The 15,086-nt window shown below is 66.1% G+C and carries 12 protein-coding genes; 6 read left to right on the top strand and 6 right to left on the bottom strand.

Translation table 11 applies throughout. The annotated features are described in order from the left end of the window. Nucleotides 1–178: 178 nt before the first annotated feature. The 4 genes from ACP26O_RS09910 to ACP26O_RS09895 form a co-directional block, all read right to left on the bottom strand. The gene (locus tag ACP26O_RS09910) at nucleotides 179–409 is read right to left on the bottom strand and encodes a hypothetical protein (RefSeq protein ID WP_126228054.1); all 231 of its coding nucleotides are present in this window, start codon (nucleotides 407–409) and stop codon (nucleotides 179–181) included. Nucleotides 410–510: 101 nt separating this feature from the next. Further along, nucleotides 511–1,620: a class II histone deacetylase gene (locus ACP26O_RS09905; protein ID WP_175664867.1), complete on the bottom strand. Its 1,110-nt coding sequence runs from the start codon at nucleotides 1,618–1,620 to the stop codon at nucleotides 511–513. Nucleotides 1,621–1,637: 17 nt separating this feature from the next. Beyond that, the gene (locus ACP26O_RS09900) at nucleotides 1,638–2,864 is read right to left on the bottom strand and encodes an MFS transporter (protein ID WP_175664866.1); all 1,227 of its coding nucleotides are present in this window, start codon (nucleotides 2,862–2,864) and stop codon (nucleotides 1,638–1,640) included. A 22-nt stretch (nucleotides 2,865–2,886) separates the two neighbouring features. Then, the gene (locus ACP26O_RS09895) at nucleotides 2,887–3,933 is read right to left on the bottom strand and encodes a porin (RefSeq protein ID WP_175664865.1); all 1,047 of its coding nucleotides are present in this window, start codon (nucleotides 3,931–3,933) and stop codon (nucleotides 2,887–2,889) included. 296 nt (nucleotides 3,934–4,229) lie between these two features. On the opposite strand from ACP26O_RS09895, the gene ACP26O_RS09890 reads away from it, so the two are divergent. Together ACP26O_RS09890 and ACP26O_RS09885 are read left to right on the top strand one after the other, a co-directional pair. Continuing rightward, nucleotides 4,230–5,375 (top strand): helix-turn-helix transcriptional regulator, encoded by a 1,146-nt coding sequence (locus ACP26O_RS09890; protein WP_175664864.1) that lies wholly within the window; start codon nucleotides 4,230–4,232, stop codon nucleotides 5,373–5,375. Between the two features lie 100 nt (nucleotides 5,376–5,475). Then, nucleotides 5,476–6,474 carry a 2-dehydropantoate 2-reductase gene (locus ACP26O_RS09885; protein WP_175664863.1) on the top strand — a complete coding sequence of 333 codons (999 nt, stop codon included), beginning with the start codon at nucleotides 5,476–5,478 and terminating at the stop codon, nucleotides 6,472–6,474. Between the two features lie 279 nt (nucleotides 6,475–6,753). Here the strand turns inward: ACP26O_RS09885 and ACP26O_RS09880 are convergent, their stop codons facing one another. Together ACP26O_RS09880 and ACP26O_RS09875 are read right to left on the bottom strand one after the other, a co-directional pair. Then, a complete protein-coding gene (locus tag ACP26O_RS09880) occupies nucleotides 6,754–7,203 on the bottom strand; it encodes a MarR family winged helix-turn-helix transcriptional regulator (RefSeq protein ID WP_011657164.1) in 450 nt (149 codons plus the stop codon). 62 nt (nucleotides 7,204–7,265) lie between these two features. Continuing rightward, the gene (locus ACP26O_RS09875; RefSeq protein WP_175664862.1) at nucleotides 7,266–8,411 is read right to left on the bottom strand and encodes a glycerate kinase; all 1,146 of its coding nucleotides are present in this window, start codon (nucleotides 8,409–8,411) and stop codon (nucleotides 7,266–7,268) included. A gap of 386 nt (nucleotides 8,412–8,797) precedes the next feature. On the opposite strand from ACP26O_RS09875, the gene tig reads away from it, so the two are divergent. The 4 genes from tig (at nucleotide 8,798) to lon (ending at nucleotide 14,996) form a co-directional block, all read left to right on the top strand. After that, a complete protein-coding gene (gene tig, locus ACP26O_RS09870) occupies nucleotides 8,798–10,144 on the top strand; it encodes a trigger factor (protein ID WP_175664861.1) in 1,347 nt (448 codons plus the stop codon). Between the two features lie 140 nt (nucleotides 10,145–10,284). Next, entirely contained in the window at nucleotides 10,285–10,938 is a 654-nt protein-coding gene (gene clpP, locus ACP26O_RS09865) for an ATP-dependent Clp endopeptidase proteolytic subunit ClpP (RefSeq protein WP_006496351.1), read from the top strand. Nucleotides 10,939–11,103: 165 nt separating this feature from the next. Next, nucleotides 11,104–12,375, top strand: a complete 1,272-nt coding sequence (clpX, locus tag ACP26O_RS09860; RefSeq protein ID WP_006754177.1) for an ATP-dependent Clp protease ATP-binding subunit ClpX — start codon at nucleotides 11,104–11,106, stop codon at nucleotides 12,373–12,375. Between the two features lie 197 nt (nucleotides 12,376–12,572). Further along, nucleotides 12,573–14,996 (top strand): endopeptidase La, encoded by a 2,424-nt coding sequence (gene lon, locus ACP26O_RS09855; RefSeq protein WP_011657161.1) that lies wholly within the window; start codon nucleotides 12,573–12,575, stop codon nucleotides 14,994–14,996. The last annotated feature ends 90 nt before the right edge of the window (nucleotides 14,997–15,086 follow it).

Here is a 15,086-nt window from a genome sequence, read left to right as displayed (position 1 = left end):
GCTCTCTGGAGCGCAAACCCGCGGCTATCAGGTCCCGAAACCATGCGCCCGCGGAGCCTATGAACGCTTTCCAGCCGAACTGAGCGGTTTGCCGCTTGTCCCGATAAGCGCCACACCTGACAAAAGAAAGCGCCGCGACTCGCCCAACCGCAGCGCTTTGTCGTTTTGCGTGACGCGCCTAATCCCAGAAACTCCGCACCGCGACCGCCACGATCACCGGCACCGAAAACACCAGCGGAATCGCGAAATACTGCGCTTCGCGATCGACGATCCAGCTATAGATCAACCACGCCACGCCGATCGCGAACGTGATGAGGCCGACCAGCACGGCGGCGATATTCAGAGCCAGCTTCGAAGGCTGGCGGCGCGCTTTGTCGTTGGTGTCGGGTTCGCGCGGAGACGGTTTCATCTGACGAGGGGCCTGGCAGGTGTAAAAGCACAGGAAACCCCATCCGCCCCGATCGCGCAAGGGCCGGCGTGTGCCGACCCCGTATCTTGTGTGAAGGCCCGTTACAAGCCGAACGACGCCGCCAGTTCGTCGAGTAGCTCGCGCTGAAACGCGACGAACCGCTCGCCCGGCTGTTGCGCGATCGCGAGTTCGAGCATCGGATCGGCGACCTCGGTACGGATGCCGGCCAGTTCCTCGACGATCGCGAGCCCGCAGAACGGCACGTACGCCTCCGAATAGCCGCCTTCATGGACGATCACGAGCCGCCCGCCGCAGTGGCGCTGTGCTGCGTCCTTCACCGCCCGCGTCATGAACCGGTAGCTGTCGGTATGCAACAGCATGCGCGCGAGCGGATCGACCGCGCTCGCATCGAGGCCGCTCGCGACGACGATCAGTTCCGGCCGGAACCGTTCGAGCGCCGGCAGCACGATCCGCTCGAACGCATACCGATACGCGTCGTCGCCGCTGCCTGCCAGCAACGGCACGTTCAAGTTCGCCCCGACGCCCGCACCTTCGCCGCGGTCGGCGCCGCCGCTATAGCCGGGCGGAAAGCAGCGGTCCTGATGCAGCGAGATCGTCAGCGTGTTGGGATCGTCGTAGTAGATCGACTGCGTGCCGTTGCCGTGATGGACGTCCCAGTCGATCACCGCGACGCGGCCGATGCCGTGCTTCGCGCGCGCGGCCTCGATCGCGATCGGAATGTTCGCGAGCAGGCAGAAGCCCATCGGGCGATCGCGCAGGCAGTGATGGCCGGGCGGCCGCGACAGCGAGAACGCGTTGGCCGCATGCTCGCCGACGACGGTGTCGATCGCCGCGATCGCAAGGCCCGCGGACAGCGTGGCGATCTCGTAGCTGCCCTTGCCGAACGGCGCGAGATCGCCGAGGTCGCCGCCGTGCGCATCGCTGAGCGCGCGGAACGCGTCGAGATAGCTCGCCGGATGGATGCGCAGCAGATCGTCGGCGGTGGCCGGCGCGGCGCCGCGCATGTCGAGGTGAGCGGCGAGGCCCGATGCCTGCACGAGCGACAGGAAGCGGCGCTTCGAATCGGGAGACTCCGCGTAGCCGGCGCTCGATGGCGGCTGGACCCAGCCGCCGACCGGGAAGAACAGCGCGTGTGTGCCGCCGGTGTGCCAGAAGGTGCGTTCGTCGGTGAAGAAGGCAGTGCGATTCATGGATGAGCTTGACCTTGTCACGGTTGGGAAGAAACGGAAGTCATGGAAGTGCGCGCGCGGCGATCGATATGGCGCAGCGCGGCGAACGACGCGATCGCGCCGGCGGTGGCGGCCGCGAATAGCGCGTGCATCGTGCCGCCGGCATCGAGCAACAGCCCGGCGAGCAGCGGGCCGGCCGCGAGGCCCGCACCGATCACGAAATTGAGCGTCGCGACGAGGCGCCCGGACGTATCGATTTGCGCGACGGTCGCGAGCATGAACGGCAGCACGAACGTCCACGCGAACTTGAACGCGAAGATCGCGGCGCTGTAGCCGCTCGCATGCGGCAGCGCGGCGAGTGCGACGAGCGATGCCGCGAGCAGCGCGTAACCGGCGGCCAGCATCGCGCGTCGGGCAAGCCGGCCGCCCGCGCACGATGCTAGCGCCGCGCCGGCAATCCCCATTACGCTCGCGATCGCGAGCACGTTGCCGGTCGACTGCGGATCGAGTCCGGCTTCCGCCGCCGCGCGGCTCGCGAACGTCCACACGCTGCCGATCGCGAGATAGAACATCAGCACCGCGCCGATCGCCAGCGCGACGAAACGTGGTGACGCATCGGCATCGGCGTCGGCGCCGCCGCGCGCGGCCTGCGCCGATGCGGTCCGTACACCGAGCGTCGCTGGAAAGCCGCGCGACAGCGGCGCCGCGAACAGCGCGAGCACGGCCAGCGCGACATAGAGCGCGCGCAGCCCGAACGCGGCGAACACGTGCGGCAGCACGAACAGGCCGATCGCGCCGGCGGTCAACTGGCCGACGACCCACAGCCCATACACGCGATCGCTGTTCTCGCTCGTGGCCGCACTGGTCATGCAGAGCACCATCAGCGAGCCGCCGCCGAGCGCGGTGACGGCTCGCAGCGCGAGCAGCGCGCCGAAGCCCGGCATCCACAGCGCGGTCAGCAAGTTGCCCATACCGAACAGAGCGATCGCGCACGCAGCGACGCGGCGCGCATCGATGCGGCCGAGCCACAGATACGACGGTACGGTCGCAAGGCTGAACGCGCCGAGTTCGACGAAGAAGTAGGTGCCGATCTGCGATGCGGACAGCCCGAGCTGCGCCGCCAGCTGACCGGCGACGGCCGGCGCGACGAGCAGCAGCAGCGGCGTGATGGCCGCGAACACGACGAGCGCGACGAGTGTCGAGCGCGCGAAGGTCGCCGTGCGGCCGTCGGACGGCAGTGCGGCATCGGAGCAAAGGGTTTTCATGGCGGGATCTCGCTGGACGGAATCAGAACAGGTGGTACATGCCGACCATCGCGCCGAACTGCGATGCGCCGGCAAGCGGCGTCGGGTCGTATTCGTAGACGGTCTGCGAGCTCTGGCCGCTGTTGCGCGCATAGCCGAGGTTCACGTACGCGACGGTGCGTTTCGACAGCGCGTAGGTGGTGCTCGCGATGAACAGCGTCGGGTGGCCGATCGCCGGCGTGTGCGAATCGGTGTGATAGACGCCCGCGTTCAGTCCGACTCCGCTCGAGCTCAGGTAGCGCGCGCCGCCCCAGACGATCGTGCGCGCCGCATCGAGGTCGCCGCTCAGGCGTTCGACGCCCGCATAGACGGTGAGCGGCAGTGACGCGAATGCATAACGTGCGGCGAGCGTGCCGAGGTCGCGGCGGCGTGCGGAAGCATCGTCCGCGGCGGATGCGTCGCCGTGCGCCTGATGCAGCACCGCACTGACCGACAACCCGTTGCTCGTGTACTGGCCGCCGAGTTCGAGCACGCGCCCGGCGCGCGTATTGCCCGCGACGCCGGCCGTCGCCGCGAGAGCCTCGACATCGAAGCCGGCGAACGTCGGCGACTGATACTTGATCGAGTGGTCGATGAAGTTCGCCGTCATCGGCACGATCACGCCCTGGCCGCTGTACGACGCGTACCACAGCGGGTCGTAGAACAGCGTCTTGTCGAACAGCACGCTGAATTGCCGGCCGAGCGTGACGGTGCCGGCCGGCCCCGCGACACCGACGTACGCGCCGCGGAAGAACGCATAGCCGGGGGCGGTCGCGGTGCCGTCGTTGAGGTTGAGGCCCTGTTCGAGCTTGAACAGCGCGCGCCAGCCGCCGCCGAGATCCTCGTGGCCCTTCAGCCCGATCTGCGAAGGCAGGATCCCGTAGTTCTGCAACTGCACGGCCGCGTGTCGTCCGTCGGCATGCGTCAGGTACTGCACGCCGGCGTCGAGCGCGCCGTACAGCGTGAGGGTCGACTGCGCATGCGCGGCAACGCTGCACGCGGCGAGCGCCGCGGCGGCCGTGGCCGTGCGGTTGAAGCGGGGTGTCATCACGTCGGGTTCTCCATACCGTCCTGCATCGTGTGTTGTTGTCGCGACGCAGTGTCCGCAGCGGGAAATCGGGCGAACAGTCGTGCAGATGAACGGTATGGAAAACCCGCGGGGCACGGCGTGGCCGTGCCGCGACGCCGCGCTGCGGCGTGCCGCGCGGCAGCAACGGGTGGCGTACCGTTCAAATGGATGGGGCTGCCGCGTGTTCCGGCAGCGACGCCCGCCAAAAATGCCGGTCGCTATAATCGGCCGGTCTGCGTTGCACGCATCAGCGGCCCGGTCGGGCAGGGGAGCGGAAAGTGAGGATCACGACGGATATCGGGCAGGATCTCGACGCGCTGCGCGACGTGCCGGCCGCGATCGTGCTCGACGAATCCGCATGGCCGCCGTTGCCGCCACGGCGGGCCGATTTCGACGGCGTGACGCGCGGCAATGGAGCGCAGCGCGAACTCGGCCTGATGCTGCTCGACCTGTACGCGGTCGCCGCGCGGTCGAGCATCGGCGAATTCGAGTGCCGCTTCTTTTCGCTGCTGCAGGCGCTCATCCCCTTCGACGCCGCATGGACCGGCGTCGCCACGCACGTGCCGACCGGCCCCGTGATGCACAACAGTTTCCTGTATCGCCTTCCGCACGCGTTCTTCAGCGACTGGAAACGCGTGCGCGACTGCGATCCGCTCGCGCAACGCACGCTGCTCGGCGCACACGGTCGAGCGGTGCGCCTGTCGGTCGTCGAACCGGGATTCGACGCGCGGTTTCGCGACTGGTGCGTGAAGTACGGGCTGGCGCAGTTGATGTGCGTGTGCACGCTCGATCGCCGCTTCGGGTTGACGACCTTCATGTCGATCTACCGCCAGGGCCTGAATCGCCCGTTCAGCGACGACGATGCGAGCCGCTTCGAGGAAGTGATTCCGCATCTGGCTGCCGCGCTGACGATCAACCGCGCGGCGCAGCTCACGCGCGAGCGCGACGACGCGGTTGCGCCGGCGGCACGCGCGCTGTGCGACAACTTCGGCGTGCTGCATCACGCCGATCACGGCTTCGACGACGTGCTGCGCACCGAATGGCCGACGTGGACGGGCCCGCGCATCCCGGAGCCGCTGGTCGCGCATGGGCGGCGCCAGTCGGGCCAGCCGTTCATCGGCGACGCGTTGCGCATCCAGTGCGTGCCCGTCGCGGGGCTGTTCCAGATCGAGGCGCGGCCGCGCTCGCTGCTCGACCGGCTGAGCCCGCGCGAACTGGCGGCGATCCGCTATTACGGCACCGGACGCTCGCACAAGGAGGTCGCCCAGCAGATGGCGATTTCGCCGACGACCGTGCGTCACTACCTGCGCTGCGCGTACCGCAAGCTCGGCATGCACGACAAGAGCCAGATCGCCGGCGTGCTCGGCGCGGCCGGCGGCCCGAGCGTCGACGAGCCGCCGGAGGCGGGCGGCGCGTCGCGCTGAATCGCGCGTGCGAATCGATGCTGCGGGCGCTTGCACAAATGGTTGTGCCCTCAACCATTGAGCGTTATGCTCGTCAGCTTCCCGAAGACGGAATTTCATTATGAACGACACGAATTCAGGGTCGATGCGCGCTGCGGTGGTCGGTGTCGGCGCGATCGGCGGATTGCTCGCGGCGGCGCTGTCGCGCGCCGGCATGACGGTGAGCGCCTACGCACGCGGCGCGACGCTCGATGCGCTGAATGCGCACGGCGTGCGCGTGATCGACGAGGCGGGCGCGGTGTCGTCGGTCCCGGTGCGCGCGAGCGACGACGCGGCCGCGCTCGGCGTGCAGGACTACGTGGTGATCGCGCTGAAGGCGCAGGCGTTGCCGGCGCTGGCCGCGCGAATCGCGCCGCTGATCGGCTCCGGCACGGTGATCGTCGCAGCGATGAACGGCCTGCCGTGGTGGTTCACGCACGGGCTCGCGGGCCCGCTCGACGGCGTGCCGCTCGACGCGGTCGACCCGGCCGGTGCGGTCTCGGCGGCGCTGCCGCCCGCGCAGGCGATCGGCTGCGTCGTGCACCTGTCGTCGAGTACCGATGCGCCGGGTCTTGTGCGCCGCGGTCGCGGCAACCGCCTGATCATTGGCTCGCCCGATGCGCGGCTCGACGCGCCCGCCGCGCGATTCGCGGCGGCACTCGCCGCGGGCGGCTTCGACGTCGAATCGACGCCGGCGATCCGCACCGAGATCTGGACGAAGCTGTGGGGCAACATGAACATGAATCCGTTGAGCGCGCTCACGGGTTCGACCACCGAGCAACTGCTCGACGATCCGTTCACGCGAGACCTTGCATTGCGGATGATGGAGGAGGCGGCCGCGATCGGCGCGAAGCTCGGTCTCGATACGGGGATGGCCGGGCCCGAGCGGATCGCCTTGACGCGCAAGCTGGGCGCGTTCAAGACGTCGATGCTGCAGGATTTCGAGGCCGGGCGACCGCTCGAGACCGGGCCGATCCTCGGCGTGTTTCCTGAACTGGGGCGCAAGCTCGACGTGCCGACGCCGTATTGCGATGCGGTGCTGGGGCTGCTGCGTCAGCGCGCGGCGAACAGCGGGCTATAGCGCAAGGGGATCGCTGCGGCGATGGCCTGGTTTGATGAAGGACGACGAGCAGTCGTTCGATACGTGCACGGCGGGGAAAACCGGGCCGCCGCCCGTGCGCTTGCGCGATTCACGCGACGGAGACGAGTGGGGCGATCTGCAGGATTCATCTGAATAAAGCAGGGGCGGGTGGATCGCTCGTGACGCATCTGCGCGGGCCGGCGTACAGCGCGGCGAGTCCGGTACAGGCGCCACACATTCGCAACGCGCACAGGGGCACGGATCGCCCGCCCGGCCGACTCACTCGTCGCCGTCGACCGCGTGCGCGACCACCTTGTCGAGCAGCCGCTCGAACGTCTGGCGCTCGCTGTCGGACAGGCATGCGAGCAAGCCTTCATTCCACTTGCGCACGATCGGCATGATCCGGCGATGCAGCGCGCGGCCGTCGGCCGTCAGCGCGATCAGCACGATCCGGCCGTCGTCCTCGCTCGCGCTGCGCTCGAGCAGCCCCTGGCGCAGCAGCGCTTCCGCCGCGCGGCTCGCCTGGCTCTTGTCGAGATTGGTATGACGTGCGAGATCCATGATCGAGAACGGACCGAACGCGCCGACGGCGGCGATCACGCGCGCCTCGGGCAGCGAGATGTCCAGCTTGTGCCGGTACACGTCGGCGATCCCGCGGTCGGATCGCTTCGTGAGCGCATGGAGGCGATAGGTCAGAAACTGATCGAGCCCGGCTTGACGGCCTTTCATGTCGAATCCTGAAGAAAAAGGGCGGGCCCGATTGTTCCTGTATCGCGCGCTCGGGTCAACGGTCAGTGTGCGCCGTACTTCAGCCGTGTCAACTGCTCCGCTTCGTTCGCGAGCAGATTCGCCGCGTCGCGGATCGCGACGTCGAGCGTGATCGGCCCCGGTGCGGGCGAGAAGCAGCCGGCGAAGTGTTCGGACAGGCGCGGCAGCGCGGCCGGGTCGACGGCGCCCGACAGCAGCGACGCGGGCACGCCGGCGGCCTGCGCGTGACGGCACGCGATGAACGGCGCCTTGCCGTGCAGCGTCTGCACGTCGGAGCGGCCTTCGCCGGTGATCAGCCAGTCGGCGCCGGCGAGCGCCGCGTCGAGCCCGACCTGCCGCGCGACGACTTCCGCGCCGGCTTCGAACCGCGCGCCCAGCATGTGCAGCGCAAAACCGAGGCCGCCCGCGGCGCCGGCACCGGCCAGGTCGCGGCCGCGCCGGTCGAGCGCCGCCTCGAGCAGGTCGGCGAAGTGGCCGAGCGCGGCATCGAGGGTCGCGACTTGCTCGGGCGCCACGCCCTTTTGCGGACCGAACACCGCGGTCGCGCCATGCGCGCCCGTCAGCGGATTGTCGACGTCGGACATGCCGATGAATTCGGCTTCCTTCAGACGCGGATCGAGCGCCGACGCGTCGATCCGCGCGATGTCGGCGAGCCGCGCGGGGACGGGCTCGACCGGCTGGCCGGCCGCGTCGAAGCATTGCAGGCCGAGGCCCGCGAGCAACCCTGCGCCCGCGTCGTTGGTGCTGCTGCCGCCGAGCGCGACGAAGAAGCGGCGCACGCCTTCGTCGAGCAGCGTGCGGATCGCTTCGCCCATCCCGCGCGTGCTGCGCGCGTCGACCGGCACGCTCATGCCGACCGTGTCGGTGATGCCGACGATCTCGGCCGTCTCGACGATCGCGGTGCGCGCATCGATCACGCCGACGGCCGCATCGCGTGCCGCGAGCGACGCGCCGGCCACCTGCAGCGCACGCCGCGTGCCGCCGCCCGCCAGCATCGCATCGAGCGTGCCTTCGCCGCCGTCGGCCATCGGGCAGCAGCGCACGACCGCGTCGGGGCGAGCCCGGCGGATGCCGGTGGCGATCGCGTCCGCGACCTGCTCGGCGGAAAGCGAGCCTTTGAACGAATCGGGCGCGATGACGACGACAGGCGCGGACGGGTGGTGCGGCATGGTGTCTCCGGGAAGCGTAATTGGTGTGAAAAATGGGGGCGCGACGGCGGCGCACCCTCATTCGGAGCTTACAGGATGGCGGGCGCGCGGTGGATACGTCGTTCGGCATAGCGACAATCCGCGCGCATTGCCGTGCACGGGCGCGGGCGGCATGCAGGAGCGCACCCCTGTCATGAGGGATCTGGCGGTACGAGGAAAATTGTTTGCTAGAATAGTCGATTCTTCCGGCCAAAGCCGTGCTCCGAGCCGCTTGCGCTAGCCATTCGGCGCGTGCAGGGATGGCGTGGCGCTCCGGCGCGGCATGTGGATGTGATGCACATCTCGCCGCAGGCAGGCACGGCAAGGAAAACCCGATTCGCTCGAATAATTTTAGGACGATTGAAGCCATGGCTAACGTTGTTGAGAACCTCGGCAAGCTTGAACGCCGCGTGACGATTTCCCTGCCGAAAGACACCGTGCAGAAGGAAATCGACGCCCGTATCCAGAAACTCGCGAAGAACGTTCGCATGCCGGGTTTCCGCCCGGGCAAGGTGCCGCTGAAGATGGTCGCCCAGCAGTACTCGGGTCAGGTCGAAGCGGAAGTGCTGAGCGACAAGATCGGCCAGGAATTCTTCACGATCAGCCGCGCGGAAAACCTGCGCGTGGCCGGCCAGCCGAGCTTCGAGCCGAAGCAGGAGCAGGCCGAGGACGCATACGCGTTCGACGCGACGTTCGAGGTCTACCCGGAAGTGAAGATCGGCGATCTGGCGACGGCTGAAGTCGAGCGCTCGACCACGTCGATCGGCGACGCCGAAATCGACCGCACGCTGGACATCCTGCGCAAGCAGCGCGTGCACTACCACGCTCGCGGCGAAGCCGGCGAGCACGGCGACGGCGGCGCGGACACCGCGGCGAAGGACGGCGACCGCGTGACGGTCGACTTCGTCGGCAAGATCGACGACGTCGCGTTCCAGGGCGGCACGGCCGAAGACTTCCCGTTCGTGCTCGGCGAAGGCCGCATGCTGCCGGAATTCGAAACGGCGGCGCTCGGCCTGAAGGTCGGCGAACAACGTACGTTCGACCTGAAGTTCCCGGACGACTACCACGGCAAGGACGTGGCGGGCAAGACGGCGCAATTCACGGTCACGATGAAGAAGATCGAGTGGCCGCACCTGCCGGAAATCGACGCCGAATTCGCGAAGTCGCTCGGCATCGAAGACGGCGACCTGACGAAGATGCGCGCCGAGATCAAGGAAAATCTCGAGCGCGAAGCGAAGCGCCGCACGCAGTCGATCGTCAAGAACCAGGTGATGGACGCGCTGCTGAAGATTTCCGAACTCGACGTGCCGAAGGCGCTGATCGAGCAGGATCAGCAACGCCTCGTCGAAATGGCTCGCCAGGATCTGGCGCAGCGCGGCGTGCCGAACGCGAAGGACGCACCGATCCCGGCCGAGATGTTCGCCGAGCAGGCAGAGCGTCGCGTGAAGCTGGGCCTCGTGCTGGCCGAACTCGTGAAGGCGAACGGCCTCGAAGCGAAGCCGGAACAGATCCGCGCGGAAGTCGACGAGTTCGCGAAGAGCTACGAAGACCCGAAGGAAGTGGTCCGCTGGTATTATTCCAACCAGCAGCGCCTCGCCGAGATGGAAGCGTTCGTCGTTGAAAGCAACGTCGTCGACTTCGTGCTGGGCAAGGCAAAGGTGACGGACAAGGAAGTGAGCTTCGAGGCACTCGCGAGCGCATCGGCGCAAGCGTAAGTGTCGCTCTAGCGGCGTGCCGGCTGTCGGAGCGACGGCCTGCACGCCGTTTTTACGTCAAGCGCACGGTTGCCATTAATATGGCGATTGAGCGGGCGGCTTCCTTCCGTTCAATTTTCCATTCGAACAAGGTTCATTGAATGATCACTCGCGCTGAATTGCTGGACATGCTTGCTTCGAACGCGCCGCAGGGTTTCGAGGCGCAAGCGCTGGGGCTGGTGCCGATCGTCGTCGAAACGAGCGGCCGCGGCGAGCGTTCGTACGATATTTATTCGCGTCTCCTGAAGGAGCGCCTGGTGTTCATGGTCGGCGAAGTGAACGACCAGACCGCCAACCTCGTGGTCGCGCAATTGCTGTTCCTCGAGAGCGAGAATCCCGACAAGGACATCAGCCTCTACATCAACAGCCCGGGCGGCTCGGTGTCGGCCGGCATGGCGATCTACGACACGATGCAGTTCATCAAGCCGGACGTGTCGACCCTCTGCATGGGCCTCGCGGCCAGCATGGGCGCATTCCTGCTCGCATCGGGCGCGAAGGGCAAGCGTTTCGCGCTGCCGAACTCGCGCGTGATGATTCACCAGCCGCTCGGCGGCGCACGCGGCCAGGCGTCCGACATCGAGATCCAGGCACGCGAAATCCTCTACCTGAAGGAACGGTTGAACAACCTGCTCGCGCAACATACGGGCCAGGATGTCGAGCGCATCGCGCGCGACACCGACCGTGATAACTTCATGTCGAGCGAGGACGCGAAGGCGTACGGGCTGATCGACCAGGTGCTGCTGAAGCGCCCGTGAATTTAAGTGGGGTGCCGCCCCGATTGGGGCGACTCCCGCTGCAACGTCCCGAGTGCCTTGAGCATCTGCGGCAAGCGCATCCAGCCGGCTCCGGTCGCGCCCTAGGCGCGGCGTCCGGAGCATTCGGCGTATCATGTCATTTACCTGTCCGGAGGCTCTACATTCATGGCGGACAAAAAAGGTTCGAACAGCGAGAAGCTGTTGTATTGCTCGTTCTGCGGAAAGAGCCAGCATGAGGTGAAGAAACTCATTGCCGGCCCGTCGGTATTCATCTGCGATGAATGCATCGACCTCTGCAACGAGATCATTCGCGACGAGGCGGCTGCCGCCGGCGTCGAGGCCAGCCTGTCCCGGTCGGATCTGCCGAGCCCGCAGGAAATTCGCGACATCCTCGATCAGTACGTGATCGGGCAGGAGCGCGCGAAGAAGATCCTCGCGGTGGCCGTGTACAACCACTACAAGCGCCTGAAGCATCTCGACAAGAAGGACGACGTCGAGCTGTCGAAGAGCAACATCCTGCTGATCGGCCCGACGGGCTCCGGCAAGACGCTGCTCGCGCAGACGCTCGCGCGGTTGCTGAACGTGCCGTTCGTGATCGCCGATGCGACGACGCTGACCGAAGCCGGCTACGTCGGCGAGGACGTCGAGAACATCATCCAGAAGCTGTTGCAGAACTGCAACTACGAGGTCGACAAGGCCCAGCGCGGGATCGTCTACATCGACGAAATCGACAAGATCAGCCGCAAGTCGGACAACCCGTCGATCACGCGCGACGTGTCGGGCGAGGGCGTCCAGCAGGCGCTGCTGAAGCTCGTCGAAGGCACGATGGCGTCGGTGCCGCCGCAGGGTGGCCGCAAGCATCCGAACCAGGATTTCATTCAGGTCGACACGACCAACATCCTGTTCATTTGCGGCGGCGCGTTCGACGGTCTCGAGAAGGTGATCACCGATCGCACCGAAAAGACGGGCATCGGCTTTGGCGCGACGGTCAAGAGCAAGCAGGAGCGCGACGCGGGCGAAGTGCTGCGCGAGACGGAACCGGAAGACCTGATCAAATTCGGTCTGATCCCCGAATTGATCGGCCGCCTGCCGGTGGTCGCGACGCTCGGCAAGCTCGATGAAGCCGCGCTGATGAAGATCCTCGTCGAGCCGAAGAATGCGCTCGTCAAGCAGTATCACAAGTTGTTCGCGATGGAGCGCGTCGAGCTGGAAATCCGGCCGGGCGCGTTGCAGGCAGTCGCCCGCAAGGCGATCCGCCGCAAGACCGGCGCGCGCGGCTTGCGTTCGATCATCGAACAGGCATTGCTCGACGTGATGTACGAGTTGCCGGCGATGAAAGGGGTCAGCAAGGTCATCATCGATGAAAACGTGATCGATGGCGACGGCAAACCCCTGCTGATCTATGAGGACACGCCGAAAGTGGCGGGTTCGAACTGACCGGCTTGCCGACGATGTTCTGCGAAAAAGGCCGTTCATGAGTCCGTGGGCGGCTTTTTTTCGTTTATCTTGTGGGTAACTCTGACTCGACACGCGGTGGTTACTTTCTTACCGAATATTTCCCGCACTTGAAGGCTTGCAATTCGTTGTGGCGGCCTCAATTACCGAACAATTGATTCCACTCATGGGGAAATGAAATGTCAGGCACCCAACTTCTCCCGCCGGAACGCATCACGCTCCCGCTGCTGCCGCTGCGGGACGTCGTCGTTTTCCCGCACATGGTGATTCCGCTCTTCGTGGGCCGGCCGAAATCGATCAAGGCCCTCGAAGCAGCGATGGAAGGCGGCAAGCACATCATGCTCGTCGCCCAGAAAACCGCGGCCAAGGACGAACCGACCGAAAAGGACATGTACGAGGTCGGTTGTATCGCCAACATCCTGCAGATGCTGAAGCTGCCGGACGGCACCGTGAAGGTGCTCGTCGAGGGCCTGCAGCGTGCGAAGGCGTTGTCGATCGAAGAACAGGAGACGCAGTTCTCCTGCGACGTGATGCCGCTCGAGCCCGATCACGCCGACAGCGCGGAAACGGAAGCGCTGCGCCGCGCGATCGTGTCGCAGTTCGACCAATACGTGAAGCTGAACAAGAAGATCCCGCCGGAGATTCTCACGTCGCTGTCGGGCATCGATGAAGCCGGTCGCCTCGCGGACATGATCGCCGAGCGTCTGCCGCTGAAGCTCGACCAGAAGCAGCACATCCTCGAGATGTTCCCGGTCATCGAGCGCCTCGAGCACCTGCTCGCGCAGCTCGAAGCCGAGATCGACATCCTGCAGGTCGAAAAGCGCATCCGCGGGCGCGTGAAGCGCCAGATGGAAAAGAGCCAGCGCGAGTACTACCTGAACGAACAGGTCAAGGCGATCCAGAAGGAACTGGGCGAAGGCGAGGAGGGTGCGGATCTCGAGGAACTCGAGAAGCGCATCAACGCCGCGCGCATGCCGAAGGAAGCGAAGAAGAAGGCCGACGCCGAGCTCAAGAAGCTGAAGCTGATGTCGCCGATGTCGGCGGAAGCGACCGTCGTGCGCAACTACATCGACACGCTGATCGGCTTGCCGTGGCGCAAGAAGAGCAAGGTCAACAACGATCTGTCGAACGCCGAGCAGGTGCTCGACGAGGATCACTTCGGCCTCGAGAAGGTGAAGGAACGCATTCTCGAATATCTCGCGGTGCAACAGCGTGTGGACAAGGTCAAGGCGCCGATCCTGTGCCTCGTCGGGCCCCCGGGCGTCGGCAAGACCTCGCTCGGCCAGTCGATCGCGCGTGCGACGAACCGCAAGTTCGTCCGGATGGCGCTTGGCGGCGTGCGTGACGAAGCCGAGATTCGCGGTCACCGCCGCACGTACATCGGCTCGATGCCGGGCAAGATCCTGCAAAGCCTCGCGAAGGTCGGCGTGCGCAATCCGCTTTTCCTGCTCGACGAAGTCGACAAGATGGGCATGGATTTCCGCGGCGATCCGTCGTCGGCGCTGCTCGAAGTGCTCGATCCGGAACAGAACCACACGTTCGCCGATCACTACATCGAAGTCGACTTCGACCTGTCGGACGTGATGTTCGTTGCGACGTCGAACTCGCTGAACATCCCGCCGCCGCTGCTCGACCGGATGGAAGTGATCCGTCTGTCGGGCTACACGGAAGACGAGAAGGTCAGCATCGCGCAGCGTTACCTGCTGCCGAAGCAGAAGAAGAACAACGGGCTGAAGGACGGCGAGGTCGACGTCACCGAACAGGCGATCCGCGACATCATCCGCTACTACACGCGCGAAGCCGGTGTGCGTTCGCTCGAGCGGGAAGTGTCGAAGATCTGCCGCAAGGTCGTGAAGATGCTGCTGCTGAAGAAGGCATCGGGCGCGATCAAGGTCGATGGCGAGAACCTCGATACGTTCCTCGGCGTGCGCAAGTACGACTTCGGCCTCGCGGCGAAGGAAAACCAGGTCGGTCAGGTGACGGGCCTCGCGTGGACGGAAGTCGGCGGCGATCTGCTGACGATCGAAGCCGCGGTGATGCCGGGCAAGGGCAACGTGATTCGCACGGGCTCGCTCGGCGACGTGATGAAGGAGTCGGTCGAGGCTGCGCGTTCGGTCGTGCGCTCGCGTTCGCGGCGTCTGGGCATCAAGGACGAAGCGTTCGAGAAGCAGGACATCCACATCCACGTGCCGGAAGGTGCGACGCCGAAGGACGGTCCGTCGGCGGGCGGTGCGATGACGACCGCGCTGGTGTCGGTGCTGACCGGGATTCCCGTGCGTGCCGATGTCGCGATGACGGGCGAGATCACGCTGCGTGGCGAAGTGCTGCCGATCGGCGGGCTGAAGGAAAAGCTGCTGGCTGCGCATCGCGGCGGCATCAAGCTCGTGCTGATTCCGGAAGAGAACGTGAAGGATCTCGCGGACATTCCGGACAACGTGAAGAACGCGATCGAGATCGTGCCGGTCCGCTGGATCGACAAGGTGCTCGAGCTCGCGCTCGAACGTACGCCGACCCCGCTGCCGCCGGAAGAAGAGGCGAAGGCTGCGGCACCGGTTGGCGACGCGGCGAAGGATGCCGGCTCGACGGAAGTCGTCAAGCACTGAGAAGCTGAACACCGTCACTGACGGTCGTTCATGAAACCCGCGGCGTGTCCGCGGGTTTTTTTATGCGCGTCGGCATCGCGTGCGTGAGTG

The sequence above is a fragment of the Burkholderia sp. R-40 genome, from assembly GCF_049942845.1.
Taxonomy (GTDB): Bacteria; Pseudomonadota; Gammaproteobacteria; order Burkholderiales; family Burkholderiaceae; genus Burkholderia; species Burkholderia ambifaria.
Note: the sequence above shows the minus strand (reverse complement) of the source record. Positions and strands in the feature narration are given on the sequence as shown.